The organism is Paenibacillus sp. LK1, from assembly GCF_002750415.1.
In the GTDB taxonomy this organism is placed as follows: Bacteria; Bacillota; Bacilli; order Paenibacillales; family Paenibacillaceae; genus Paenibacillus; species Paenibacillus taichungensis.
In genome coordinates, this window is the sequence record NZ_PEII01000012.1 from 1 (window position 1) to 25,125 (window position 25,125).

Annotated in this window: 29 protein-coding genes; 21 read left to right on the forward strand and 8 right to left on the reverse strand. The window is 47.1% G+C overall.

All coding sequences use genetic code 11. The annotated features are described in order from the left end of the window. From CS562_RS33205 to CS562_RS23885, 5 genes are all read left to right on the forward strand, one after another. Window positions 1-264, forward strand: a 264-nt coding sequence (locus CS562_RS33205) for a hypothetical protein (protein WP_218966748.1), incomplete at its 5' end; no start/stop codon positions are given. Window positions 265-399: 135 nt separating this feature from the next. Continuing rightward, the gene (locus CS562_RS23870; RefSeq protein ID WP_099858423.1) at window positions 400-981 is read left to right on the forward strand and encodes a hypothetical protein; all 582 of its coding nucleotides are present in this window, start codon (window positions 400-402) and stop codon (window positions 979-981) included. A 42-nt stretch (window positions 982-1,023) separates the two neighbouring features. Further along, complete coding sequence (locus CS562_RS23875; protein ID WP_257219593.1) at window positions 1,024-1,779, forward strand: nucleotidyl transferase AbiEii/AbiGii toxin family protein; 756 nt, start codon at window positions 1,024-1,026, stop codon at window positions 1,777-1,779. A gap of 288 nt (window positions 1,780-2,067) precedes the next feature. After that, a complete protein-coding gene (gene imm48 / locus CS562_RS23880) occupies window positions 2,068-2,511 on the forward strand; it encodes an Imm48 family immunity protein (RefSeq protein ID WP_099858424.1) in 444 nt (147 codons plus the stop codon). 84 nt (window positions 2,512-2,595) lie between these two features. Beyond that, window positions 2,596-3,132 (forward strand): RNA 2'-phosphotransferase, encoded by a 537-nt coding sequence (locus tag CS562_RS23885; protein WP_099858425.1) that lies wholly within the window; start codon window positions 2,596-2,598, stop codon window positions 3,130-3,132. 188 nt (window positions 3,133-3,320) lie between these two features. On the opposite strand, the gene CS562_RS23890 is transcribed toward CS562_RS23885, so the two are convergent. Both CS562_RS23890 and CS562_RS23895 read right to left on the reverse strand, forming a co-directional pair. Further along, entirely contained in the window at window positions 3,321-4,178 is an 858-nt protein-coding gene (locus CS562_RS23890; RefSeq protein ID WP_099858426.1) for an SDR family oxidoreductase, read from the reverse strand. A gap of 138 nt (window positions 4,179-4,316) precedes the next feature. After that, on the reverse strand, window positions 4,317-4,742 hold the full coding sequence (locus CS562_RS23895) for an Rrf2 family transcriptional regulator (protein ID WP_063567255.1): 426 nt from the start codon (window positions 4,740-4,742) through the stop codon (window positions 4,317-4,319). A gap of 76 nt (window positions 4,743-4,818) precedes the next feature. Between CS562_RS23895 and CS562_RS23900 the strand changes: the two genes are divergently transcribed. Further along, the gene (locus CS562_RS23900) at window positions 4,819-5,046 is read left to right on the forward strand and encodes a helix-turn-helix domain-containing protein (protein WP_256716752.1); all 228 of its coding nucleotides are present in this window, start codon (window positions 4,819-4,821) and stop codon (window positions 5,044-5,046) included. A gap of 52 nt (window positions 5,047-5,098) precedes the next feature. Here the strand turns inward: CS562_RS23900 and CS562_RS23905 are convergent, their stop codons facing one another. From CS562_RS23905 to nirB, 4 genes are all read right to left on the reverse strand, one after another. Next, window positions 5,099-5,728: a YfbR-like 5'-deoxynucleotidase gene (locus CS562_RS23905; protein WP_076288042.1), complete on the reverse strand. Its 630-nt coding sequence runs from the start codon at window positions 5,726-5,728 to the stop codon at window positions 5,099-5,101. Window positions 5,729-5,916: 188 nt separating this feature from the next. Further along, window positions 5,917-6,699, reverse strand: a complete 783-nt coding sequence (locus tag CS562_RS23910) for a formate/nitrite transporter family protein (RefSeq protein ID WP_099858427.1) — start codon at window positions 6,697-6,699, stop codon at window positions 5,917-5,919. 54 nt (window positions 6,700-6,753) lie between these two features. Further along, window positions 6,754-7,080 (reverse strand): nitrite reductase small subunit NirD, encoded by a 327-nt coding sequence (gene nirD, locus CS562_RS23915; protein ID WP_099858428.1) that lies wholly within the window; start codon window positions 7,078-7,080, stop codon window positions 6,754-6,756. 70 nt (window positions 7,081-7,150) lie between these two features. Next, entirely contained in the window at window positions 7,151-9,580 is a 2,430-nt protein-coding gene (gene nirB, locus CS562_RS23920) for a nitrite reductase large subunit NirB (protein ID WP_099858429.1), read from the reverse strand. 298 nt (window positions 9,581-9,878) lie between these two features. Here nirB and CS562_RS23925 point away from each other — a divergent pair, with 298 nt between their 5' ends. Further along, window positions 9,879-10,586, forward strand: coding sequence for a metal-dependent hydrolase (locus CS562_RS23925; protein WP_099858430.1), 708 nt, complete (start codon window positions 9,879-9,881; stop codon window positions 10,584-10,586). Between the two features lie 223 nt (window positions 10,587-10,809). Here the strand turns inward: CS562_RS23925 and CS562_RS23930 are convergent, their stop codons facing one another. Continuing rightward, window positions 10,810-11,127 (reverse strand): hypothetical protein, encoded by a 318-nt coding sequence (locus CS562_RS23930; RefSeq protein WP_099858431.1) that lies wholly within the window; start codon window positions 11,125-11,127, stop codon window positions 10,810-10,812. Window positions 11,128-11,329: 202 nt separating this feature from the next. Continuing rightward, entirely contained in the window at window positions 11,330-12,403 is a 1,074-nt protein-coding gene (locus CS562_RS23935; protein ID WP_099858432.1) for a M42 family metallopeptidase, read from the reverse strand. 616 nt (window positions 12,404-13,019) lie between these two features. Between CS562_RS23935 and spoVAC the strand changes: the two genes are divergently transcribed. The 14 genes from spoVAC to CS562_RS24005 all read left to right on the forward strand — a co-directional run bounded on the left by spoVAC (window position 13,020) and on the right by CS562_RS24005 (window position 24,991). Further along, window positions 13,020-13,523, forward strand: a complete 504-nt coding sequence (spoVAC, locus tag CS562_RS23940) for a stage V sporulation protein AC (RefSeq protein ID WP_076288048.1) — start codon at window positions 13,020-13,022, stop codon at window positions 13,521-13,523. Beyond that, window positions 13,520-14,536, forward strand: a complete 1,017-nt coding sequence (spoVAD, locus tag CS562_RS23945) for a stage V sporulation protein AD (RefSeq protein ID WP_076288049.1) — start codon at window positions 13,520-13,522, stop codon at window positions 14,534-14,536. The genes spoVAC and spoVAD overlap by 4 nt, the downstream gene beginning before the upstream one ends. Before the next feature lie 3 nt (window positions 14,537-14,539). Further along, window positions 14,540-14,890 (forward strand): stage V sporulation protein AE, encoded by a 351-nt coding sequence (gene spoVAE, locus CS562_RS23950; RefSeq protein WP_053781314.1) that lies wholly within the window; start codon window positions 14,540-14,542, stop codon window positions 14,888-14,890. Between the two features lie 207 nt (window positions 14,891-15,097). Then, entirely contained in the window at window positions 15,098-16,054 is a 957-nt protein-coding gene (locus CS562_RS23955; protein WP_076288050.1) for an AAA family ATPase, read from the forward strand. Window positions 16,055-16,057: 3 nt separating this feature from the next. Beyond that, window positions 16,058-17,305, forward strand: coding sequence for a DUF58 domain-containing protein (locus CS562_RS23960; RefSeq protein ID WP_099858434.1), 1,248 nt, complete (start codon window positions 16,058-16,060; stop codon window positions 17,303-17,305). Beyond that, a complete protein-coding gene (locus CS562_RS23965) occupies window positions 17,302-19,515 on the forward strand; it encodes a transglutaminase TgpA family protein (RefSeq protein ID WP_099858435.1) in 2,214 nt (737 codons plus the stop codon). Before CS562_RS23960 ends, CS562_RS23965 begins: the two co-directional genes overlap by 4 nt. 109 nt (window positions 19,516-19,624) lie before the next feature. Continuing rightward, complete coding sequence (locus CS562_RS23970; protein ID WP_076288052.1) at window positions 19,625-20,152, forward strand: YqeG family HAD IIIA-type phosphatase; 528 nt, start codon at window positions 19,625-19,627, stop codon at window positions 20,150-20,152. Beyond that, window positions 20,149-21,276 carry a ribosome biogenesis GTPase YqeH gene (gene yqeH, locus CS562_RS23975; RefSeq protein ID WP_024628522.1) on the forward strand — a complete coding sequence of 376 codons (1,128 nt, stop codon included), beginning with the start codon at window positions 20,149-20,151 and terminating at the stop codon, window positions 21,274-21,276. Before CS562_RS23970 ends, yqeH begins: the two co-directional genes overlap by 4 nt. A gap of 41 nt (window positions 21,277-21,317) precedes the next feature. After that, a complete protein-coding gene (gene aroE, locus CS562_RS23980) occupies window positions 21,318-22,181 on the forward strand; it encodes a shikimate dehydrogenase (protein ID WP_076288053.1) in 864 nt (287 codons plus the stop codon). A gap of 88 nt (window positions 22,182-22,269) precedes the next feature. Next, entirely contained in the window at window positions 22,270-22,563 is a 294-nt protein-coding gene (gene yhbY / locus CS562_RS23985) for a ribosome assembly RNA-binding protein YhbY (protein ID WP_063567269.1), read from the forward strand. A 15-nt stretch (window positions 22,564-22,578) separates the two neighbouring features. Continuing rightward, on the forward strand, window positions 22,579-23,169 hold the full coding sequence (locus CS562_RS23990; protein ID WP_072734524.1) for a nicotinate-nucleotide adenylyltransferase: 591 nt from the start codon (window positions 22,579-22,581) through the stop codon (window positions 23,167-23,169). After that, window positions 23,153-23,719, forward strand: coding sequence for a bis(5'-nucleosyl)-tetraphosphatase (symmetrical) YqeK (yqeK, locus tag CS562_RS23995; RefSeq protein ID WP_099858436.1), 567 nt, complete (start codon window positions 23,153-23,155; stop codon window positions 23,717-23,719). The genes CS562_RS23990 and yqeK overlap by 17 nt, the downstream gene beginning before the upstream one ends. Window positions 23,720-23,741: 22 nt before the next feature. Next, window positions 23,742-24,089 carry a ribosome silencing factor gene (rsfS, locus tag CS562_RS24000; protein WP_072734522.1) on the forward strand — a complete coding sequence of 116 codons (348 nt, stop codon included), beginning with the start codon at window positions 23,742-23,744 and terminating at the stop codon, window positions 24,087-24,089. Beyond that, a complete protein-coding gene (locus tag CS562_RS24005; protein WP_063567272.1) occupies window positions 24,086-24,991 on the forward strand; it encodes a CvfB family protein in 906 nt (301 codons plus the stop codon). Before rsfS ends, CS562_RS24005 begins: the two co-directional genes overlap by 4 nt. Window positions 24,992-25,125 lie beyond the last annotated feature (134 nt).

Genomic DNA, 25,125 nt, shown 5'->3' on the forward strand with positions numbered 1-25,125 from the left:
ACACAACTGGACGATCAGGGCGATGGGGCTAATATCCACAGTGATGTGACCCACCTGACGGGCCAACAGGGCCAGATTCTAAACGCGCATACGTATGATGCCTTCGGCAACATGCAGTCTACAAGAGAGGAACGAAGCAAGCCGTTTCTAATATACGGGAGAAATGCAAGAAGGCAAGTTAGTTTTTGTCTCCAAAAATTCTATATTACGGAGTGCCAACATTTTAATAAAGAATACACGAAGTTCTATGTTGTGATGACTTAATATAATTAAGATTATGAAAATAGCTGAACAATATAAAACAGGAAACCGATGAATAATTTAGAAGGTTATTCAGAAACTTCGATGACAAATAACGATTACATATAGCATCATAGAGAAATGACAGGGAGTGAGCGAATGGAATTTGAGTTTCATATTACAGTGAATGATTTAACGTTTGAAGAGAAGGAAAGCTTTATTGAACTGTGTCAGGTGGAGCAAGTTAAACCGGTTATGATCGTGCTGGATCAGGGGGAATACATCCATCAGCCGATGATTACAGGCTTAATACATAGTACTGATTTTGATGAAGTGAACAGCATCATTAAACAGATGGTCATAAGGTTCCAAGATAACGACTTTACAGTTGTACGAACAAAGGTAGAGGTTCCAGCGAAGGAAGAGAAGTATTTTCATCAACGAATGGTTGCGCATTCCATCCCGTATTTTGAATGGCATGGCAAAGTACAAGTGGATGATGTAGAAAGATTAAAGGAGCTATGTGAAGGCGATGGTGGGCATATTTCAAGGAACTCGCTGAATGCGAATGGGAAAATTAGATTTGTTACGGTCAGAGAATATAATAGTTCTGAAAAATTCTACAGAAGAGTAGAGAAGATACATAATATCTTACAGCAGAACAAGATCGAACTGTTAAAACAGCAATATGAACTCTGCATCTACGACAGCCGGGAAGAACTGGATCGTGGATGGATCTAACCGAATGTTGAGTACGATGAGATGAATAGAGGAGGAGAACAGGTGTCTGGAAAAAATGTACAATTACATAGTTTGAATGAGGATGAGAGATTCATTGTTGTATTAGAAGCTCTATTGAAGCGCGCTTCTCTGGTGAATAGTCCATTTGTATTAAAAGGAAGTTTGCTAACAAGACAGTATTTGGAGAATCCCAATATTCGTTACGTAGACGACATCGACTTTTTGTATGTAGGTCGAATTGAGACTGAGGACCAAGCCAATGAAATATTTACAGACTGGATGATCCGGGTGACGGAGATGGACCTGAATGACGGTATCGTATTTCGAAGCTTTAGTGAGAATGCCTTCTGGCGCAGAATAGACTACGCGATGGCGGATGATTTCCCAACGGTGAACACGGAGCTTGCCTTTTATATTGATAGTGAACCAAGGAGCGAAAATGAGTATGAAGATGAGGATGAGCTGCATCTTGATATATCCTTTAACCTCGAATTGAATGAGAAGTCTATCGCTCTATCGTACCAACCTATGGTTGGAGAAGCTTTTGTCGTTCCTCACACCGTGCCACTCTCCATTCAAATCGCTTGGAAGCTGCATCAAACGATAGTGAGGCCCCGATTCAAAGACTTGTATGATTTGCAGCATCTGTTGTCTAACCCGTCATACGATCAACAGGCTCTGCAGGAGACACTACAGACCCTGGTCAACGAGTGCAATATAGACCCAGCAATTACAAGAGAGGATATGAAAAAGGTACTGGTTAACGAACTGCATGATGTGTATTCGAGGTTAAACTAGGATTACGACCTGCAATATTATGCAGGAAGTCGCAGTCCTGAAGTTTACTTTATGGAGTTTGTTTCGGAGCTCCGCAAAACGATGAATCACGCCGGGATTAATAGTTACGCTTATGATCATTTACCAAGTTGTACTACGCACAAATAGAGCTTCTCATATACAAGTAAGTTGAATCATTGTTTGTCTAACCGTAGATGAATTTGAAAGGAACACCCTATCTCCGATACAATGTTCTCATAGAGTCTGAGAGAATGGATCCAATATGGCTCAGAAATGGAGAATTACAATATGACTGATTTTATCAACGCTGACGATATTAACGACGTGATTTTGGCTGCGGCGGCTTCAGAGTTGGAGCAGATGGTGGGCAAAATATGTGAACTGATCGGTACGCCTTTGGAACAGACAACGGAACTGGAGCGTCAGGTGATAGCTGCTTTTGGATTTGGCGCGGTATATGGCATCACTCATCGGGATCAGCTGGCGGAGCCACAGGCTCATGCACTGAGCATCCGTATGCTGATTAAACCTTTTAACTATAGTGAGCAGCAGGCTGTAGATTTTGCCGATGATCTGATCCGGGTGGCTTCCGATCGGGAAGTTCATCCGGTGATGAACACGATTATTCATCGTGGCATCGATGGACACCGCCAGTTTAATCAGGAAGATGATGAGGGACTCGCCCGCAACATTCAGGAGATTTTAGCGGCGGTAAAACCGGAGAGAACCTGAAGAAGCAGAGCGATCACCCTTTCATGTAGTGGTACAGACAATATATGTCTATTGAATTGTTAACTTAATTGGGAGATGATCGCAATGGATCTGATGAAGTTAAGTAAAGAGCTCTCGTACGCCTTGCGTCACGCCCCTTGGGAGTATGAGCTGGAGCTGGACGAAGAGGGCTGGGTGGAGATTCCGCAATTGCTGGTGGCTTTACATGAAAGTCCACAGTGGAAAGACGTCACGGAAGCGGATCTGGAGCAGATGATTCAAGCTTCTGAGAAAAAGAGACATGAAATCTGTTCTGGCCGCATCCGGGCATTATATGGTCATTCGACTCCGCAAAAGATATCCAAAACACCTGCCGATCCACCGGAGATACTCTATCATGGCACCCCACTGCGGTCGGTTGCTTCCATTGTGGAGCAAGGTTTGCAGCCTCGTCAGAGGCAGTATGTTCATCTATCTGCAGATATGGATACCGCCAATCAGGTGGGACGAAGACGTGATGACGAGCCGGTAATATTGAAAATTAATGCCGCTCAAGCGGCCAAGGACGGAATTCTTTTCTATCATGGCAACGAAAATATTTGGCTGGCCGATCACATTCCGGTACGATATATCGAGCAATGATCGATGTAACGTTGATGGAGATTACCGATATCTAAATCGAATTCAAGTCACAATTAAACTAGTTTAGTATAAAGAGTACGTTCAACTGCTATATCTTTTTATAGATCGCTGTTACACCAAAAGGGACACATCCAACATTCGCTGGTGTGTCCCTTTATGATTCGAACTCTATTATCTTCTGCTTAAACTTACTTGCCCAAAATCGCTTTAACACCCTCACTCAATGGTTGAGCCGGACGGCCAAGTAATGTCTCCAGTGTATCACTCTCTACAGCCAGCGCGCCTTCACGGATGGCACTTTGCATATCAACGAGCATAGAGACTACAAAGTCAGGTAGACCTGCACCCTTCATGATGTCCGCATACGCAGCATCATCTACGTTTTGCACGTTGATGTCCTGTCCAAGTACTTCCCCAACGATGGCTGCTAACTCAGCTTGAGTACGAAGTTTACCAGACAACTCATATACTGAATTCTCATGTCCCTCACCTGTCAGTACTGCAGCGGCAGCATGCGCATAGTCACTGCGAGTAGCCCAGCCGACTTGGCTGGCGTTAGTTGCATGCACCCAAGGTGCGCCCTGGGTAGCTGCTTGAACGCTGCCTGCTTCATTTTCCAGGTACCAGTTGTTGCGCAGGAAGGAATAAGCAATGCCGGATTCGCGGATAGCCTGTTCTGTGGCACGATGTACTTCAGCCAGTGAAAGGGTGTTTTTCTCCGCATTCACAACGCTGGTATAAGCGATGAATCCAACGCCTGCTTTCTTGGCAGCGTGCACGGCAGCTTGATGTTGGCGAATACGGGTTTCATTGTCACCGTCTGTGGAGATCAGCAGCAGCCGATCCACGCCTGCAAATGCTTTTTCCAGCGTTTCCGGTTGATCGAAATCACCGTGACGAACGTCAACACCTTGAGCGCGCAATGCTTCCGCTTTCTCCGGGTTGCGTACACTTACAGCCAAATCCCAAGCAGATACCGTTTGTAACAGTGCTTCTACGACCAGTGAACCCAAGTGACCTGTTGCTCCAGTAACTAAAAATTTCATTGTATTTTCCTCCTATAAAGTATGTTTTGTGTCGACACTAATGTGAAATGTCAATCTACATGAATGGATGTAATCGTATGTGTTATAACAGGTGTGATTACAACAAAAGGTTTAAAAAAAGCTCGTAATGAGCTTTTTTTATTCAGAGACGTGAACCTGATCCATCATCTGTTGTATCGTTACACGTTTCAAACGCTGCTCCATAGCTAGCTGAGCCTCAATAAGTTCGGCACGCAAGGTTTGTTCGATCATGCTGCCAACCGGACAATTTGGGTTCGGATGCTTGTGGAAGTTAAACAACTCGCCATCCTCCACAACCTCAAGTGCACGATATATATCCAAAAGGGTAATGTCCGCGGGGTCCTTTAACAAAGAAGCACCGCCAACACCGGGTCTGACCTCAATCAGGCCGGCCTGTTTCAGCTTGGACATAATGCGCCGAATAATGACGGGATTGGTATTCACACTTTTGGCGATAAAATCTCCCGTGCACTCATTGGGCACAACAGCGACCAGGGACAGCGTATGAACCGCAATGGAAAAGCGACTGCTGATTTGTTTCATGCATGATCACTACCGTTGTAACTATAATAGTTACAAATAAACGTGATGTCAATGAGAGATTTTGAAGTAGCTAAGTGTGGATTACCTGGGGAAGTGTTTCAAAAAGGTGACGGGTGAAACCCCGCTCAAATACATGACTGGGCTTCGAATCAACGAAGCAAAGCGCATGCTCGCGGCCTTTGAAGATATGGATATCAAGACAGTAGGTAAAGCGGTGGGATATAGTGATTCCCATTATTTTAGCCGTATTTTCAAAAACAAGACGGGACTGTATCCCAGCGAGTATCGCCAAAGGTTACAATAACGAAAAAAAGCCCTGTCCATGGCTCTTGAAGAACCACGATGACTGGAGCTGGTTATTGTGACAAAGCATCTTCCGTGATTTGGCGGATATCAAATGGGGAGCGGTTACCTTCCTCAATGATGTCAGGGAGAATATGTTCGAGGAAATATTGTACACAGTGGAGATCAATATTTTTGATTTTGATTAGGGCATATCGGTACATCACGATAAATTCCTTTTCTGTATTGCCACGCTGCAGTTCAGCAAACGCTTCGTACACCTGATCCATTTTGTCGGCCACTTCCAGAATAAGTCCTTCGACAGAATTGTCTTTGCCTTCACGCAGCTGTCTACGGAAAATCGGCTGGAACTCTTCAGGAATATTTTCGTTAATAAAATGCTCAACCATGCCTTCTTCTACCTGCTGTAGCATCGAACGAAGCTCCAGTGAATAATGTTTAACCGGCGTTTTGATATCACCGATGAAAATTTCGCCATAATCATGACTGCTGGTGATCTCATAAAGCTTCTTCCAATCGATGGCTACCCCATGCTGTTCCTCAATATCGGCGAGTGTTTTGGCATACTGCACGACTTTCCAGGAGTGGGCGGATACGCTGTGTTCCTCGAACTTGAATTTTCCCGGGGTACGAATAATGCGTTCGAGATCGTTGAGTGATCTAAAGTACGTATGAATTCCCATGTGTGCAATCATCCTTTTTAGTTATAAGTATGCACTAATTATAACTTGATTATGTCAACTACAGATTAACCCTGATACAGTCGAAGGTAAAGTAGAAGTCGAATCGCTAAATAGCAAAAAACCATCATGTCCTCCCGATTGTAGAATGAGAGAACGTGATGGCTTTTGTTGAGAAGATGGGAATTGGGCTAGCCTTTCTTCCTCACGGGCGAAACAAACCAGTACGCCATACCTACAAACAGCGCACCGCCGATAATATTACCGAGCGTGACCGGAATCATGTTATGCATCCAGCCTGCCAGAGTAATTGTCTCCGGGTGGTTTGGCAACAACCAGGACAAGGAGAGCAAAGTCATATTGGCGACGCTGTGTTCATATCCACTCGCAATAAAGGCGTACAGACACCACCAGATGAGGACGAGTTTGGCAATATCTTCTTTTGAACGGGCCGCCATCCAGATCGCCAGACAGACCAGCCAGTTACAGAGAATGCCACGGAAGAAAAGTTCACTAACGGGAGCAGCCATCTTTTTGGCAGAAACGACAAAAAGCAGATGTTCCGGTGTCGCCGTCTTGAAGAGACCGCTGCCCACAATAAGCAGACTGAGCAGAACGGCACCGATCAGATTGCCAAGGAAGACGAGTCCCCAGTTTTTGAGAGTATCCCGAATAGTAGTCCGACCAGCTAGTGTGCTCATTGTAAAGAACATATTGTTACCAGTAAACAGCTCCGATCCAGCAAAGATGACGAGTGTGAGGGCAAGTCCAAAAGACATGCCCATCAGCATCATCTGCAGTGGGGACTGGGCAGCAAGCAGTGGGGCACCGATACTGAATATCAGAATGATGCCAAGGCCTACATATGCGCCAGCCATCAAAGCGGCAACCATGTAACGTGGCAGGCTTTTGTTCATTTGATCTCGTTTTTTAACCGCTGCTTCAATAATTCCTTCAACATTTGATGTATACATGACGATTTCCCCCATTATGGTGCATCTGTCGTTGACAGTGAAAATCTTATATTGCTATAAAGCGACCCAGACCTGCCCGTTCTCGACCTTCACGGGATACATCTGCACTTGTCCCTGATCGGGGGCCTGCACAAGACCTGTGTTTAGATCAATTTTCCAATCATACAGTGGATCGTACAGATAATACCCGGAGACAATCCCTTCCGCCAGCGGTCCACCCTTGGGATGAGGATTTCTATTTTCTGCAGCAAAGATGGTGCCATCTGAGGTGCGAAATACAGCTAGTTCATGGTCTTTGATCTCAACCACTCTACCTATCTGCAGCAGAAATTCTTCGATCTCTCCGGCAGGATAATAGATGGCAGATTGCTGTGTTGTCATATGAACATCTCCTTCATTATCAGTTTCACGTTACAGGGTCAATATATATCATAATGGCAGAGACAGAGGACTACGGTCGAGCAGAAACTTCTATGCCATGGAAAAGTTTGTTCTGGCCTTCCTCGTTACGCAGTGCTTTTTTCCAAGGATCTTCCACTTGCTCAAGAGCGAATTCAATTCGTTCCATAAGCGCCTTACGCTCTTTCACGTCATCGACAACAACGGCTCGAATCTGCTCCAGACCCATACGTTCCACCCATTCGGATGTTCGCTCCAGGTAGTTGGCTGTCTCCCGATAATGCTGCATGATTGCTCCGCAAAGCTCAACTAGTTCTTGATCGGTCTTCACCTTGCACAGGGAGTCAGCCAGTCTCGCCTTGATGCCGCCATTGCCTCCAATAAATATTTCCCAGCCGCCGTCATTGCCCACGATTCCGATATCTTTTGTACACGACTCTGCACAGTTACGAGGGCAACCGTTTACGGCATATTTGAACTTGGCAGGTAGATCGAGACGTTCGAACTTGCGTTCTAGCAGAGCACCCATCGCCATGGAATCCTGCGTGCCGAAGCGGCAAAATTGTGAGCCGACACATGTTTTGACTGTACGCAGCGATTTGGCGTATGCGTAGCCTGAAGGCATATCCAATTCAGCCCAGACTTTGGGCAGATCTTCTTTTTTGACTCCAATCAGGTCCAGCCGCTGACCTCCAGTCACTTTGACGGCTTTTACATCGTATTTGACCGAAATGTCGGCAATGCGTTTCAAGTCTTCCGGCGTTGTGACGCCGCCATACATGCGCGGTACCACCGTATACGTGCCATCTTTTTGAATATTGGCGTTCATACGTTCGTTGACAAAACGGGATTCCTTTTCATCCACATGGGTATCTGGTGCAATCATGCCAAGGTAATAGTTAATGGCCGGGCGGCATTTGGAACACCCTTCGGGTTGATTCCAACCCAGAACATGCATGACCTCTTTGGTCGTTTGCAATCCTTTTTGTCTAATCTCCGCTACGATCTCATCCCGGCTGAGGGAGGTGCAAGCGCAGATTCCCTGTTTGGCACCCGCTGTAAAGTTGTCTCCAAGCACATATTGCAAAATCTGTTCAACAACCGGTTTACAGCCGCCACAAGAGCGGGTTGCACCCGTACAGGCTTTGATTTCGTCTACGCTGGTCAATCCCTCATTCGTAATGGCATCGACAATGGTTCCTTTGGTTACTCCGTTACATCCACAGACAATTTCGTCTTCTGCCATGGTTTCCACGGATGTGGCTTTTTTGTGCCCACCGCAGCCTGTACCCATCAGTGAAGCATACAGTTCATCTGTCATCTCAGCCTGTTGTTTAATCAATTTCTGTAATTCGGCAGAATCCGTAATATCACCAAAGAGTACAGCGCCAACCATGATATTATCCCGAAGCAGAATTTTTTTGTAGGTGCGTTTCCAGTCGTCTTTATGTGAAATGATCGTATGTTCGGGACTGTCGATAAATTCACCGGTCGAAAAGACGTCTACGCCCGAAATTTTCAATTTCGTGGATACCACAGAACCTTCATAGGGAGCTGTATCAACACCGCATATATGTTTGGCCAGAATCATGCCCTGTTCAAACAGTGGGGCAACGAGGCCGTAGCATACACCGCGATGTTCGGTGCATTCTCCGACAGAATACACGTTATTTAGTGACGTCTGCATATAGTCATCCACTACAATGCCTCGGTTAACTTCCAGGCCACTTTCTCGGGCTACACCCGTATTGGGTTTGATGCCTACTGCCATGACAACAAAATCAGTGTTCAGCACGGAATCGTCTGCAAAACGAATACCTTCTACCCGTTCTCCACCGAGAAGCTCTGCGGTTTGTGCGCCCATCTTGAACCGGATGCCCTGTCGCTCAAGTTCGGTTTTTAACATCGCAGATGCCTGAGGGTCAAGCTGGCGTTCCATCAGATCCTCCATCAGATGCACGACTGTAACTTCCATGCCGAGCTGGACCAAGCCTTTGGCAGCTTCGAGGCCGAGAAGACCTCCTCCAATGACAGCCGCTTTTTTATATTGTTTCGCTGCTTCCAGCATGACGTTACAATCCGCTATATCCCTGAACCCAACGACCCCTTGTTTGTCATGACCCGGTACAGGAAGAATGAAAGAGCTGGAGCCGGTTGCGATGATGACTTTATCGTAAGGGAAACGTAAGCCTTCCGCAGTTACGACTTCACGTGTTTCTGACTCAATGCGTGTTATGGTTGTACCCGTATGGAGGGTGATACCGTAATCTTCATACCAATGCAGATCATTAAGCACAATATCATCAATTGTTTTGCTGCCTTCCAGCACATAGGACAGCATTATCCGATTGTAATTGGGATAGGGCTCTGTGCCAAAGACGGTAATGTCGAACCGGGAACTCAATTTCAAAATTTGTTCAACTGTACTTATGCCTGCCATACCATTACCGATGATAACCAGTTTTTCTTTATTTCCGTTCATGGTTGTATGCCTCCTTTAGTGGATACTTTACGTTACCAGCATTTTTAGTGGATTATATTTAAATCATACCGTTCAATGTTGACATTATATGTGATTAATTTCACTAATAATGATAGAAGCTTCATAATGAAACAGGCTTATTCAGAATATCTACAGTAAAGGTGCGCAGGAGTATTCGATGGAGAAAGATTATAATTGAAATGAGAAATGCGAACTATTGTTCTTATATAGTTTTCGTTGTAAAATCTGGAGTGGACGGTTTATGTTCCCTATTTCTTCGAAAGGAAGTTTTTGCACCATGATGGGAAGATCCCACCTGATTATCGGGACCACTGTATCCCTCTCTGTTCTGCAGTTGGCCGGTATGCCTTTGACTGCACCGGCGGTTACCGTGGCTCTGATCGGTTCGCTGCTGCCAGACATTGATGAGCCGAATTCGCTATTGGTATCCAAAGCATTGCCGAACAGCCTCATTAGGCTATTACAGACAATCCTGCTGCCTGTCGCTGTATTTGTGTACTTCTATGTTCAGGCGAAACCATGGAATCTGCTGCTCGCCATTTTGATTGCGATGGTATCATTCCTGCCGTCGCGTTCCCTGCGCAAAGTGTTGATGTTTGCAATCGGATTGGGACTTGTATTTTATGGGCATGCATTCGCACCATGGAATCTAATTGCTGGCAGTCTGTTAATGCTCTGTACCACTTTAACCCACAGGGGATTGACACACACATTATATGGAACCGCCGTATGGACTGGGTTGCTCTACAGTACAACTCATTTGCAGGGGCCAGAGATCTGGGTAGCCGGAGGTACAGCCTATGTCATGCATCTATTGGCAGATTCGTTGACGAATCGCGGCATTCGTCCATTGCCACCACTCAAGTGGCGTATAAGGATTAATCTCATGAGTACGGGCACGAAGCAAGGGGCCGTTGTGGAAAATGTGTGCATTGTGCTGGCTCTTATTGTGGCCTGGATTGCATTCTCTCCTTTATTTCTGTGATATCTCAAAAATACCAGTCCTGCAATAGGACTGGTATTTCTTTGGTTCATATCCATGGCTGTATTCAATTTGGAGATGGTCAGATCATGTGGTTGTGGGTGTACTCGACAAACCTTCAATATCTGTTGAACCAAATACAAACAACATTACAAGGATAACTACAATTATCAGTTCGGCGAAGCCAATTCCGTCAAAGTCAGACATCATATCAACCTCATTCCTCTTAGGAATTTATCCTTTTCTGAAAAGCCCGAACGACATCATCCAGAGTCACATCACCCATTTCGTCAAGAAATTGGACGAGTTTGTCGGTGTTCGATGGTGTAATACTTTTTAGTGTTTTATACTGTCCAACCAATTCAACAACCAATGTGGCCTCTCGAAACAACGTAACAGCATCCACTCTTAATTTCCCGCTCACCAGCAAGGCTGCGACGATAATTTCCAGGTTCTTTCCTTTAAGGTTGCCATTGAGAAGGGTGTTGGCAGCATTTGTTTTGGTGGAACCTTTATTTGATTTTCCATTCCTTCTCATTGCCATAATAGGTCCCCCGCTACTTGATGTTTAGTTCTTCTACCGTTGTTATATCGTATGAATCTTTTCTATATATGTTCTAGCTATTAAACTAGTTGCAGCAAAAAAAAGAGACGTCCTGCTGAAGCAGAACATCTCTTGAGGTTTTAATCTAAAAGAGGGAAGCCATGAAGCTTATGTAATTCAAGATCCTCCCCTGAATCGATCCTTACGCGTTTCCGATAATTGTGTTTAGTGTTGTCTGATCCAGACCCTTCACCAGTTTCACGAGCAATTCTTTTGCTGCATCATAGTCATCCGTATGAATAATGGAAGAAGAAGTATGAATGTAGCGGGCGCAGATGCCAATTACCGTGGAAGGCACACCGATACCGCTCAAATGTACCGCTCCGGCATCCGTACCGCCAGGAGAGATGAAATATTGCATTTTAATTTGATTGGATGATGCTGTGTCCTGAACATATTCAACAATACCGCGATGGGTGAACATGCCTGGATCGAAGATACGCAGTAAAGCACCTTGTCCAATATGTCCAAATGATTGTTTGTCTCCTGTCATATCATTCGCGGCACTGCAGTCCAGTGCGAAGAAAATATCCGGCTCAATCAGATTGGCAGCCGTGCGTGCACCGCGTAGCCCCAATTCTTCTTGGACTGTTGCACCGCAATAGAGAGTGTTTGGTAATTTTTCTTTATGCAATGCTTCAATCAGCTCAAGTGCAAGGCCTACACCGTAACGGTTATCCCATGCTTTTGCCATAATTTTCTTCGGATTAGCCATCGGTGTGAACTCACAGATCGGCACAATCTGCATGCCTGGGTGAATGCCCCAAGACTCTGCTTCTGCACGGTTATCAGCACCGATATCCAAGTACATATGGTTAAGATCTACCGGTTTATTGCGCTGGGATTCATCGAGAAGATGAGTAGGTGTCGAACCGACAACCCCTGTAATCCGGCGATCCGGAGTGATGAGTTCCAGACGTTGGGACAATACAGCCTGACTCCACCATCCACCGAGGGGGCGGAATTTGATCATGCCTGTTTCCGTAATGCCTGTGGTCATGAAGCCAACTTCGTCGAAGTGACCTGCAACCATGACTTTGGGTCCAGACGCTTCTCCTCGCAATACACCAAAAAGGCTACCCAGGCGATCCTGGACAAATTCATCCGTATAAGGAGACATTTGTTCTTTCATCCATCCGCGAAGCTCGCGTTCAAATCCTGAAACGGAAGGGAATTCCGTTAATGTCCGAAACATTTCCAACGTTTTTTGATTCATGTGTCGACAACTCCTCTGCTTGTATGTAGATCAGGTCTCAGCAGAACGGCTGCCGGACTGTTGTCCTTCAAAAGAGAAGAACGTTTATTTAACCACTGGTCACACTACAGTATGAACCTTGCGCAAGTAATTGTCCATGGTTATGTCACGTATCTCAGGCATAAATACTTGCTCGTTTGATGATTCATCGGGTCATGAAATCCGCACCAAACACAGTCGACAAGCAGCAACATTGAATAAGCATAGAGTGAGGAACCATTTTGCTTAACCTTTTTCCATGAGGGTATTTAATATGCTAATAATTTCACTTGCCTGACAACAGGAAGGAGCTGGGACAATAGATGGAGCCACCCGATGAAGGCAATGAAACCATGCTTTGTATCGTCCTCTTTATTTTGCTCGTAATCATTCTGCTTTATTTATAAATTTCTCCAGACCTCTGATCCGGTGCTGAGCGACTCATCTGATTCAGCTGCTTCATCGTGCTGGAAACAAATGCTGTCTTTCGCCGGATACATAACTTTCCCAACCTTAACAAACAATGAATACAGGATTACACACAGTACATGCAGTCACATCTGTTGACTCATTTTCATTACAAGGGAGGTTCTGTATCTTGCCAGCTCAAACTAAGGGTAGTAGTAAAAAATCATCATCATCCCTGTCCATCAGTGAACAGGAATATAAAAAAGTCGCCAAAAAACATGAGCCTGCCCGTCCAATCTGGGCGAACTGTATTAAGGCATTCCTCGTTGGCGGATTGATTTGCGTCATTGGACAGGCTATCCAGGAAGCGTTTATGGCGGGGTTTGACATGACATCAAAGGAAGCTGCAAGTCCAACCGTTGCGGTCATGATCCTCATTTCAGTTATCCTGACCTGTCTCGGTGTCTACGATAAAATGGCGCAATGGGCGGGTGCAGGGACGGCTGTACCTGTCACGGGATTTGCCAACTCGATGTGCTCTGCAGCACTGGAGCATCGTGCCGAGGGACTGGTGCTTGGAGTTGGTGCCAACATGTTTAAACTTGCAGGCTCGGTCATTGTGTTTGGTGTTGTTGCTGCCTTTATCGTGGGAATCGTATACGCCATTCTCGGTTTTGGAGGTGGACATTTATGAAACGCTTGGGCCAACAAACCTGGCAATTTGAGAACCGTCCACGGATTATTGGCAAATCGGCAGTTGTTGGGCCAGATGAAGGCCAAGGGCCTTTAGTATCTGATTTCGATTATGTATATGACAATTTGGAGATTGGGGAGAAGACTTGGGAAAAGGCAGAGCGCAAGCTTCTCGAACAGGCTTCTCAAATGGCATTAATCAATGCGAATATCACGAAGGAAGAACTGCAGTTCTTTGTTGGCGGGGATCTGATGAACCAGATTATCAGTAGTTCCTTTTCGGCCCGTAAGCTGGGTGTACCTTATCTGGGGGTATTTGGTGCTTGTTCAACTTCTATGGAAACGTTGGCTTTAGCCTCACTCATTGTGGATTCGGGTGCAGGTGATTATGTACTGGCAGGTACGGTGAGTCACAACTGTACGGTGGAAAAGCAATTTCGCTATCCGACAGAGTACGGTTCACAGAAGCCGCCATATGCGCAGTATACGGTCACGGGTTCTGGCTGTGGTGTAGTCTCACGTACTGGTGAAGGCCCGGTAGTTACCAAAGCGACAATTGGCCGAATTATGGATATGGGCATCAAAGATCCCTTTAACATGGGAGCTGCGATGGCTCCAGCGGCAGCAGATACCATTGTTTCGCATTTCCGGGATACAGGTCTGGAACCGGGTTATTATGATCTGATCGTTACGGGTGATCTTGCTTCGGTTGGACTGCCCATCGTTAAAGAGCTTCTGCATAAAGAAGGTGTTCCAATGGAACAAACGGTCTTCAATGATTGTGGCCTGATGATATATAACCTGGAAAAGCAGCCTCAAGTTGTAGCTGGAGGAAGCGGCTGCGGATGTTCAGCGACCGTAACTTACGGTCATATTTTGAACCGGATGCAAAAGGGTGAACTCAATAAGGTATTGGTGGTCGCTACCGGTGCATTGTTGTCTCCACTTTCATATCAGCAGGGCGAGAGCATTCCTTGTATTGCGCATGCCGTAGCCATAGAAAAGGAGGGATAAAGGATGCAGTTTTTATGGGCATTTATTGTTGGCGGATTGATATGTGTCGTGGGACAACTTCTAATGGATGGTGTCAAACTGACTCCAGCACATACGATGAGTACACTTGTTGTCGCTGGTGCGGTTGCGGATGCGTTTGGGCTGTATGATCCACTCGTCAAATTTGCAGGGGCAGGCGCTTCCATCCCCATTACCAGTTTTGGTAACTCCCTCGTGCACGGGGCATTGACGGAACTGGAGAAAGAGGGATGGATCGGTGTCATTACGGGGATATTCGATTTGACCGCGGCGGGTATTTCCTCAGCGATAATCTTTTCTTTTCTCGCGGCATTGGTGGTTCGGCCCAAAGGGTAATAGAGCATGGCAGAGCTAGCCATTATATATGGAATCAGCAGAGGCTTCGGATAACTTCTATCCGAGCCTCTTTTTGTCGTAATCATGCGATAACTGCGGTGAATCTGACGCCTGGAAACAAATTATGAGTTCCTTCGAGTGTACGCGCGCCCTTGGATCATGTACAATAAAAGGAAATCTATATGCTTTTTTAGGAGGTTAGACCACATGCCTGTGCGCAAAGAGTCGATCCAAATCATATCAGCAGTTCGTTCTAATCTGGAATCATGCATAATGGGGAAATCCTTTGAAATTCAACTTTTGCTCACAGCTTTGCTTGCAGGCGGACACGTTCTGATTGAAGACGTACCAGGAACAGGCAAGACGCAGTTGGTTAAAGCGTTATCGAAATCCATGCGCGGAGAGTACCGCCGCATTCAATGTAATCCTGATATTTTACCAAGTGACATCACGGGCGTATCCGTTTTCCATCCACGTGATGAGCGTTTTTACTTCCGTCCGGGTCCGGTCATGACCAATATTTTGCTGGCAGACGAAATTAACCGGGCAACTACGAAAACGCAGTCCGCATTGCTGGAAGTCATGGAAGAGCGCAGTGTGACGGTAGATGGCGATACGTATGATTTGCCTCATCCATTTATGCTCTGTGCAACCCAGAATCCAATTGATTTCGAAGGAACATACACATTGCCGGAAGCACAGCTGGACCGGTTTATGTTGAAAATAAGTCTGGGTTATCCCGACAAGGATATCGAGAAAACGCTGCTGAAGCAGCATCAGTCGGGTCAGCCTGTTGATCGGCTTGAATCCGTAACCCATATGGATCAGATATCAGCCATTCAACAGGAGATCAAGGAAGTATTCATCGGTGATCCGGTCATGGATTATCTGCTTGATGTCGTTCGCAAAACTCGCTCCCACCCATCCGTATTGCTGGGCGCAAGCCCGCGGGCGGCCATTTCATTTATGATGGCGGTGAAGGCATTTGCCTTTTTGCAAGAACGTGACTACGTGCTTCCGGATGACGTGAAAACGATGGCACCTTACGTCATCTCCCATCGGATTGTGCTGCGTCCCGAATCGAGACTGGACAGCATGAGCTCTGAGGCTGTATTAACTTCCGTACTTCAGCAGGTTCGAGTGCCCGTCTCCATGGGGCAATAATTGATGAAGCCGCTTTTGAGTACATTCAGAAGGGGAATACGCCACCCCCGCGTATGGAGCATCGCGGCGGTGTGGATGTGCTGTTTGGCTTATGTTTTATTCCAGGGAGGGAAGACCTCCCTGATGTTGCTGTCGATGGTGACTCTACTGTGTATTTACCTTGCAATTGCTGGTTTTAGCGGTGTACGGCGTACTCATGGCGTGCGCAAGCTCTCTTCTGGTCAGGATCATGAAGAGCTGCTGCATGCGGGTGATCAGGTACAGGTAAAGTTAAGTCTGAACATCCCGGGATTTTTACCCCTTCCATATGTGGTTGTGCGCGAAATGTTGCATCGGCATAACGGCGAATCTTGGTCTTTCAAAGAAAGCCTCATTCCCAGCATGCGAGGGTATGGTGAATTGTCATTTCAGACCCCACCGCTGGAGCGAGGAAAGTATGTCTTTTCCGAAACGGAATGTGCCAGCGAGGATATCTTTGGTCTGATCGAGCATCGGGGAACGTTCAAAGCTAAAGGCGAATTCCGGGTGCTGCCGCGGACGGTATTTATACCGTACTGGCAGCTATATGACCGCAAATCACGGTTATCTGGTCCACAGACAGCCTTGACTCGCTCACGCAGGGAAACGACCCAGATTAACGGCGTGCGTGACTACGTTTATGGGGATCGCCTTTCCCGCATTCACTGGAATGCAACGGCTAAGACGGGAACGTGGAAGTCCAAGGAATTTGAACATGAGTCAGTACCGAAAACGATTCTGGTGCTGGATGCGCTGTCAGGCAGCTATGAACATGGTGAGGCCTTTGAACTGGCTGTGTCCACGGCTGCTTCGCTGCTGGAATATGGTACAAGAGAACGAATGGGTATGGGGCTGCTGACACTGTCGGAGAAGACATCATTTTTTGCTCCCAGCGAAAGTCCGATGGAACGGCAGAAGATGATTCATCATCTGGTAGATATCCAATATAACGGCCAGGAGAATCGGCTGCTGCCAGGTGTCGAGAAGATGTCACGTCAGTTTCCTCAAGGCGCGTATTTTGTAGTGATATCTCCCCAGAAAGATGAAAAAGTTCTCGAACTGCTCAGATGGGCTGACACACGGGGGATGACTCCTTGTCATATTCTGATTGAACCTACTGATTCCCGCCGGAGTTCCGAGTGGAATGCGATGCTTCGTGGAAGAGGCACAAGATCCTTTACCGTTTCCCATTTGCAGGAGCTTCCAACGGTTATGGGGGGAGGTAGTGTATGAGTACTAAAGGCCAAGAGCTGACATTGGGGAGAAGATCCTGGTATCATGCAGCTTCGTTGCTCTGGATTTTCCTGATTGGCATGCAGTGGATATCATTTACACAGGAATCCTGGTATACCGAGACCACTTCATTGGTACTGTGGACGCTCGCTGCGGTCAGTATTCTGGAAGTTATTCTGCCTTTCAAAATAATGATTCGAACCATAATCAAGGCGATTGTCCTTGTATATATTTTGCATAAGACATTAATTGATTACACGGTTTATATTCCTTACGGCACGTTAATGGAGCGTACAGAGCAATTTGTGCTGCACCTGACACCTTACATCTGGTTCTCCCTGTGCGCGTGGGTGATGCTTGAAGCTGCCCTACGTCTGGTGACTACAACGCGCCGAATTCTCGTTTTTCTGGGCATTAACATTATCTCGATGGGAATTCTGGACTCTTTTACCCAGTTTCCACTCTGGATTGAAATCGCCTGGGTTATGTTTGCAGGAATGGGATGGCTGGTATGTCAGCACTTCCGTAATTTCCAACTGCAATATCCACAAGGGTGGAAGCGAATTATCCGACATCCTTATAAAATTCTGGCGAACATTGCAATCATATTCTCTCTGATTATCGTAGCCAGTGTGAATATGCCGGAAGTTCCTCCTACCCTTACTGATCCTTATACCGCGTGGCGTAACTACACCGGAAGTTCGGGGAGTCAGACAGGCAACGGAACACTGGACATTCCGACAGCTACCGAGTCAGGATACAGCAGGGAAGACAGCCAGCTTGGCGGAGGATTTAACTTCGACTATACACCTGTCATGTCCGTCACTACCAATGAGCGCAGTTACTGGCGTGGTGAAACGCGGGCAGAGTATACGGGAACAGGTTGGGATGATCGCGGACGAGGTGCGACAGAGGATGTTGAAGCGGGACAAGCTCTGGAGAATGATGAACCCGGAAATGTAACCACCAAGCAAGTCACTCAGAAAGTGACGATGTTGAATGATAACGTGTATCCGATCCTCTTTGGAGCCTATTCCATCTCGGAAGTCACATCTGTCAATGGTGAAGCGAATTCGGACCGGATGTTATGGAATCCGGAGCAGGCAGAACTTCATGTCGTAACAGACCGTCAGCAACCGCAATATCCGAAGACGTATACGATTGTATCCGAAGCGCCAGTTATTGTGGAAGATGAACTTCGTACCAAAACTTTTGATGATCTGTATACGAACAACCCGGCAGATGATATGTACCTGCAGCTGCCATCCAGATTCCCTGATCGGGTGACGGATCTGGCCGCTGAAATTACAGCATCAGCAAATACGCCGTATGAAAAAGTGGCATTACTGCAAAACTATTTACAACAAAATTTTGATTACACAAACAATCCGGATTTATCCCGAAAAGTAAGCAGTGACTTTGTGGAAGGATTTTTATTTGACATTCGTGAAGGGTATTGTGATTACTTCTCGACTGCGCTGGTTATGATGGCGCGCTCTGAAGGGATTCCTGCTCGTTGGGTGAAAGGATACGCACCTGGACAGCTGTCGCTGAATTCAGATATGCAGGCCCCTCGCCAACCTGGGGCCGAGATCGAGACGACTTACACTGTAACGAATGCAGATGCGCATTCTTGGGCTGAAGTTTATTTTGGCGAGTATGGCTGGATTCCGGTTGAAGCGACGCCGGGCTTTGACATGCCGCTGCTCACGGAACAACCAGATGTACAGCCTGTAGATGAGCCTGAAGAACAACCTGAAGAGGAACCGGTAAAAGAGGAAGAACAGACTCCTGCGCCTGAACAGGCTTCATCCAGCATCCCGACTTTTGTAATCTGGGCTGCGGGAGCCATCATCGTATTGTGGGTGGCTTATATGTTCTGGCGAAATCGCCTCTCGCTTCGATTCTTCGTGCTTCGTCTGCGGACAGGTGGACCGCTAACGCCTGAACAAAAGGTAGTGGCAGAGACCGAACGCTGGATTCGATATGTGAAGCGCAAAGGGTTAACTCGGAGCGGCGACGAGACACTTCGTGAATCGGTAACTCGCTGGAGCCAAGCGAAACCAGCTGCAGCAGCGACATTGCATGAACTTCTAGCGAAGTTTGAACAGACTCGCTATAGTCCAGCTTCTGTAACTGCGGACGACTGGAAGGCCGTCTATCAGACCGCTTCGAAGTTGCGTAAGGAACTTAAAGCGGAACGGGCGTAATGTCGCCCGTCCCGTTTTTCCTTTTTTCCTATGCCATCAGGCGCTGTATGCATTTTCAGGAAAGACGGATTTGTGATATAGTGTGTCGTATGAAACTGAGGTGACTTCTTTGTTTGAAATGTTAATGCCCAAGCTGCGTGTAGACACGGTTTTTGACATTAATCTGGAAGAGCTATACGCTCAAGGCTACCGTGGAATTATAACTGATCTGGACAATACACTCGTTGGGGCCAAAGCTCCTGACGCCACGCCCGAACTGATCGAGTGGTTCGCACGTGTCAAAGAGGCTGGTTTCCAGCTCATGATTGTGTCCAATAACAATTTGAATCGTGTATCCCTGTTTGCGACGCCACTGGATATCCAGTTTGTGCATAGTGCACGCAAACCATCGAATGTTCCGTTTCGTAGAGCAATGAAAATGATGGAGTTAACTCCTGAAAAAACGATTGTCGTAGGCGATCAGATGCTTACAGATGTCTTTGGAGGTAATCGACTGGGACTTTATACGGTTCTGGTGTTGCCAATCTCCATCGGAGATGAAGGCTTCATGACCCGCTTCAATCGGCGCGTGGAACGGATTGCTCTAACGAGTTTGCGCAAGAAAGGCTTATGGCTTGAGGAGGAAAAGAAGAAATGACAGAACCGCATAACGGCAATATTGCCGTAAGGTGCAGCGGATGCGGAGTGCATCTGCAAACGGAAAACCCGGAATTACCAGGATTTATCCCCGAAAAAGCGTTGGATCGTGAACCCGTCATTTGCCAGCGTTGTTTCCGTATCAAAAATTACAATGAGTCATCATCCGTTACAGTGGATCAGGACGAGTTCCTGGCCCTGCTGAGCAAAATCGGGGATAAGGATGCACTTGTCATCCATATCGTTGATTTGTTTGACTTTGATGGCAGTATCATCTCTGGTTTGCAGCGTTTTGTAGGCAACAATCCGGTATTGCTTGCCGTAAACAAAACGGACTTGCTACCAAAAGTAACCAACTGGAACAAGGTCCGCAATTGGGTGCAGAAACAGGCCAAAGAACAAGGTTTGCGTACGGTAGATGTCGTTCTGTGCAGTGCGAAGCAAAATCAGGGCTTCGACCGACTGCTTGAGCTTGTTGGGACGTATCGCGGAGATCGTGACGTATACGTGGTTGGTGGTACCAATGTGGGTAAATCCACACTGATTAACCGTCTGATTCGTGACTACAGTGATCTCGAGCAGGAACTCACAACATCCCGCTATCCGGGGACAACGCTGGATATGGTTAATATTCCACTGGACGATGGAAAAGCTATTATTGATACACCGGGAATTGTATACCCTTGGCGTTTCAGTGAGATTGTATCCCGTAAGGATCTGGCTGCCATTATGCCGGAAAAACCGCTTAAACCGGCCGTTTACCAATTGAATTCTGGTCAGACGCTGTTCTTTGGCGGTATGGCTCGTTTTGACTTTGTAGAAGGAGATCGTCAGTCCTTCACATGTTTTATCAGCACTGCGCTTGATATTCACCGGACGAAGTTGGAACGTGCAGACGACTTGTATCGTGACCATCTGGGTGAGTTGCTGTCTCCACCAACGCGTGAAGATGCAGCAGATATGCCTGAATGGACCAGACATGAGTTCCGAATCAAACGTGGTAGTCAGTCGGATGTATTCATTTCCGGACTGGGCTGGATTAAGGTTAACGGTGAGAATGGGGCCCTTGTAGCTGTTCATGCTCCAAAAGGTATTCGTGTATTGATCCGCCCATCCTTGATCTAATGTAATCACAGTAGCATTTTCATCAGATCGGAGGCGGAAGTATGTCGGAACAGAAAAAAACAAATCCTTCACTACCTGTCCTGCTTGGCGTCATGGGTGATCCTATTGCACATTCCAAATCGCCTGCCATGCATAATGCGGCTCTGCAGGCTGCAGGAGTGAATGGAATGTATATGCCACTGCATGTTCGTCCCGAGCAGCTGGAATCAGCCATTCGAGGCATTGTGGCGCTGGGGTATCGTGGTGTGAATGTAACCATTCCGCACAAAGAACAGGTCATGCAGTATCTTGATGTCATTGATGAAAGTGCACGCCTGATTGGCGCGGTGAACACCATTGTTAATGAAGAAGGCAAGCTGACCGGGTATAATACGGATGGCATCGGTTATGTGCGTTCCTTGAAGGAAGAAGCTGTTCCTGAACTCGCAGGCAAACGTATCGCTGTACTGGGGGCTGGCGGAGCAGCGAGAGGTGTGATATACGCCCTTGCTTTGGAAAAGCCTGAACAGATTAGTATTCTTAACCGTACTGCCGACAGAGCCGTAGCCCTTGCTTCCGATTTGCGGGCTCATGGACTGGGCGACATCACGGGTAGTGGAATGGAAGAGGCTGCTGCGGTACTGGCTTCGGCAGATATCGTGATTAACACGACAGCCGCAGGCATGCATCCGCATGTAGATGACGTGCCTGTTGACCCTGCACTCATTCGAGCAGGCGCAGCAGTAAGCGACCTTATCTACAATCCGCTGGAAACACGCCTGCTTCGCGAGTCAAGGCAGCGTGGATGTACTGTGCATGGTGGTCTTGGTATGTTTATATACCAGGGTGCGGTAGCATTCGAGCACTGGCTCGGCATCCCGGCGCCCGTGGAGACGATGCGGCGAGCTGTGTTAGACAGTTTTTAATATTGTAAAAATATAATTGAACGGTCAGGCCCCGACAGTCATTGTGCTGTTGCTGAGGCTTGCTCACCATAAGGAGTATGGAGTATTCATGTTAAACGGTAAACAAAAGCGCTTTTTGCGTTCACAGGCACATCATCTGACCCCTGTATTTCAAATCGGCAAAGGGGGAACGAATGAGCACCTGTTCCGTCACATCGAAGATGCGATTGAGAAGCGCGAATTGATGAAAGTGCAAGTGCTCAACAACAATGACGAGGACAGAAAAGAGATGGCCGAAGAAGTTGCCCGTGAAACGGGTAGTGAGCTTGTACAAGTCATCGGTAACACAATCATCCTGTACAAAGAATCGCGCGATAACAAACAAATCGAACTACCTAGATAAGGGAGTGTGACGCGGGTGAAGATCGGTATCATGGGTGGTACGTTTGATCCGATCCACATGGGACACCTCCTGGCAGCTGAAGCGGCAAGGGATTCGCATGCACTGGATGAGATCTGGTTCATGCCTTCCCATGTTCCACCTCACAAACGCGGCGCCGGAGCTTCGGGACAGCAACGTCTCGATATGACGGAAGCGGCTGTGAAAGGTGTGCAGCAATATGAGGTGCTGGGTATCGAGATGGAACTTGGCGGTGTGTCCTATACCATTGATACCATGAAGGAGCTTTGGCGCCGCTATCCGCAGCATGAATTTTACTTCATTGTTGGAGCGGATATGGTGAACTATCTTCCCAAATGGGAGCAGATCGAAGAGCTCGCCGAACGTTTAACCTTCATCGGTGTGGGAAGACCGGGATTCCAGTTACATCTGGATGACCTGCCGGACGCGTTGCAGGATCGGGTATTGTTGGCTGAGATGCCCCTAGTGGACATATCATCGACAGCCGTACGCAGACGTCTTGCCAAAGGTCATTCGGTACGTTTCATGATTCCTGATGAGGTGCACCAATACATTGTAAGGAGCGGTTTATATGGAACTAAGCCGTGACGAACTGATCCGCGCAGTTTCCGGTCAAATGCCAGAGAAGCGTTGGAAGCATACGCTGGGTGTCATGGAGTCGGCAGTGTTATTGGCTGAAAAATATGGTGCTGATCCTGTAAAAGCGGATTTGGCAGCAATCTTGCATGATGTGGCCAAGTATTGGCCCGTATCTGAGATGGAAGCGGTCATCCGTGATAATGGTTTGAACGAAGAACTTTTGCAGCATGACAAGCAACTCTGGCATTCCGAAGTGGGTGCTTTTGTTGCTGATCGTGACTACGGCATCGATGATGCCGAAATTATTAATGCTATTCGTTGGCATACCTCGGGTCGAGTAGGCATGAGCCTGCTGGATAAAGTGGTATGTCTTGCGGATTATATTGAACCGGGAAGAGATTTCCCGGGAGTAAATCATATTCGCGAACAGGCTGAGCTCAGTCTGGAAGAAGGTCTAATTGCCGGTTTTGACTCAACGATCAGCTTGTTGATCTCGCAGCGCCGTGTCATTTACCCTTTGACCATGTTGTCGCGGAATGACTTGATTGCACATTTATAGATTAGATTATGGAGGTTGGTTCATGACAGTATCATCGAAAGAACTTATGAATATGGCGGTTGCGGCCGCTGACGATAAAAAAGCATCCAACATTGTAGCACTGGATCTGATTGGTATCTCGCTGGTAGCGGACTATTTTGTTATCTGTCACGGGAATTCCGATACTCAGGTACAGGCGATTGCAACAGAGATTCGTAAACAGGCGCATGCTGCCGGCGTGAATATCAAAGGCATCGAAGGTATGGATTCGGCACGTTGGGTATTGATGGATATGGGTGATGTGGTTGTTCATATCTTCCACCGCGACGAGCGTGAGTATTACAACATTGAACGACTGTGGTCTGATGCCAAAGTGGTGGAAACGGTATGAGTTTGATCGCAGGAACAGTCGTCAACTTGCCGGTTTCACGTGAAGTGTCTCCATTTGGCTACTTTTTGACGACAGGATCGGAAGATGTACTGCTTCACTATACGGAGCTCACACGGGACGTGAAAATTGGAGAAACGCTGGAGGTCTTTCTGTTCTTTGATACGGAAGATCGCCTTGCGGCAACCATGAAAAAACCATATCTCACTCTTGGTGAAATGGCACGTCTGGTTGTGGCTGATATTCACCCACGCCTCGGCTGTTTCCTCGAGATGGGGCTTGGGCGGCAATTGCTGCTCCCGATTCGTGAGCTGTCTGAATTGGAAGAGCTGCGTCCCCAGGTGGGCGATGAAGTCTTTGTTATTATGGAACATGACAAGCAGGGACGTTTGCGTGCGAAATTGGCCGGAGAACGTGAGCTTGCACCATTGTCTTTCCATGCGCCAACCTCATGGGTTAATCAATGGGTTGAAGCTACGGTGTACAAGACACTTCAGATGGGTACGTTTGTACTTGTTGAAGGTGGAGTGCTGGGATTTGGAGCCATTGGCATGATCCATTCCTCGGAGCGTAACCGGATGCTGCGTCTGGGTGAAAAGGTAAACTGCCGGGTAACTATGGTCCGTGAAGATGGACGTGTCAATCTGGCGATGTCTCCTCTCAAAGAAGTTGGTCGCAATGAAGATGCAGACAAGCTGCTAGCTTTCATGAAAGAACGCCCTACGGGCGGCATGCCGTATTCGGATGCAACCCCGCCGGACATCATCAAGCAGCGCTTTGGTATTAGTAAATCCGCTTTCAAACGGGCCTTGGGCAAACTGATGAAGGACGGTCTGGTAACTCAAAAGGAAAACTGGACCTATCTGACAGAGTCTGTACCTCAGGATCAGAACGAGGACAAGTAGATAAACAGGTATCATGGATCAAGTATGCGCTTGAATCCACAAGTAAAGGCAGGGCAAGGCTGGGTGAACTCCGGACGCCCCTGCTTTTTCTTTTGTTCAAATGAGATTTGAAAATGAAATTGAAAGTGCGGTGC

What these genes read in the sequence shown, in the direction of transcription:
- rsfS (WP_072734522.1), top strand. Translation starts at nt 23,742, where the DNA reads ATGACAGTATCATCGAAAGAACTTATGAATATGGCGGTTGCGGCCGCT.
- yqeK (WP_099858436.1), top strand. Translation starts at nt 23,153, where the DNA reads ATGGAACTAAGCCGTGACGAACTGATCCGCGCAGTTTCCGGTCAAATG.
- CS562_RS23905 (WP_076288042.1), bottom strand. Translation starts at nt 5,728, where the DNA reads ATGGGAATTCATACGTACTTTAGATCACTCAACGATCTCGAACGCATT.
- nirB (WP_099858429.1), bottom strand. Translation starts at nt 9,580, where the DNA reads ATGAACGGAAATAAAGAAAAACTGGTTATCATCGGTAATGGTATGGCA.
- CS562_RS23870 (WP_099858423.1), top strand. Translation starts at nt 400, where the DNA reads ATGGAATTTGAGTTTCATATTACAGTGAATGATTTAACGTTTGAAGAG.
- CS562_RS23935 (WP_099858432.1), bottom strand. Translation starts at nt 12,403, where the DNA reads ATGAATCAAAAAACGTTGGAAATGTTTCGGACATTAACGGAATTCCCT.
- spoVAD (WP_076288049.1), top strand. Translation starts at nt 13,520, where the DNA reads ATGAAACGCTTGGGCCAACAAACCTGGCAATTTGAGAACCGTCCACGG.
- CS562_RS23955 (WP_076288050.1), top strand. Translation starts at nt 15,098, where the DNA reads ATGCCTGTGCGCAAAGAGTCGATCCAAATCATATCAGCAGTTCGTTCT.
- yhbY (WP_063567269.1), top strand. Translation starts at nt 22,270, where the DNA reads ATGTTAAACGGTAAACAAAAGCGCTTTTTGCGTTCACAGGCACATCAT.
- nirD (WP_099858428.1), bottom strand. Translation starts at nt 7,080, where the DNA reads ATGACAACACAGCAATCTGCCATCTATTATCCTGCCGGAGAGATCGAA.
- CS562_RS23885 (WP_099858425.1), top strand. Translation starts at nt 2,596, where the DNA reads ATGGATCTGATGAAGTTAAGTAAAGAGCTCTCGTACGCCTTGCGTCAC.
- CS562_RS24005 (WP_063567272.1), top strand. Translation starts at nt 24,086, where the DNA reads ATGAGTTTGATCGCAGGAACAGTCGTCAACTTGCCGGTTTCACGTGAA.
- spoVAE (WP_053781314.1), top strand. Translation starts at nt 14,540, where the DNA reads ATGCAGTTTTTATGGGCATTTATTGTTGGCGGATTGATATGTGTCGTG.
- aroE (WP_076288053.1), top strand. Translation starts at nt 21,318, where the DNA reads ATGTCGGAACAGAAAAAAACAAATCCTTCACTACCTGTCCTGCTTGGC.
- imm48 (WP_099858424.1), top strand. Translation starts at nt 2,068, where the DNA reads ATGACTGATTTTATCAACGCTGACGATATTAACGACGTGATTTTGGCT.
- yqeH (WP_024628522.1), top strand. Translation starts at nt 20,149, where the DNA reads ATGACAGAACCGCATAACGGCAATATTGCCGTAAGGTGCAGCGGATGC.
- CS562_RS23960 (WP_099858434.1), top strand. Translation starts at nt 16,058, where the DNA reads ATGAAGCCGCTTTTGAGTACATTCAGAAGGGGAATACGCCACCCCCGC.
- CS562_RS23890 (WP_099858426.1), bottom strand. Translation starts at nt 4,178, where the DNA reads ATGAAATTTTTAGTTACTGGAGCAACAGGTCACTTGGGTTCACTGGTC.
- CS562_RS23925 (WP_099858430.1), top strand. Translation starts at nt 9,879, where the DNA reads ATGATGGGAAGATCCCACCTGATTATCGGGACCACTGTATCCCTCTCT.
- CS562_RS23965 (WP_099858435.1), top strand. Translation starts at nt 17,302, where the DNA reads ATGAGTACTAAAGGCCAAGAGCTGACATTGGGGAGAAGATCCTGGTAT.
- CS562_RS23910 (WP_099858427.1), bottom strand. Translation starts at nt 6,699, where the DNA reads ATGTATACATCAAATGTTGAAGGAATTATTGAAGCAGCGGTTAAAAAA.
- CS562_RS23895 (WP_063567255.1), bottom strand. Translation starts at nt 4,742, where the DNA reads ATGAAACAAATCAGCAGTCGCTTTTCCATTGCGGTTCATACGCTGTCC.
- CS562_RS23930 (WP_099858431.1), bottom strand. Translation starts at nt 11,127, where the DNA reads ATGGCAATGAGAAGGAATGGAAAATCAAATAAAGGTTCCACCAAAACA.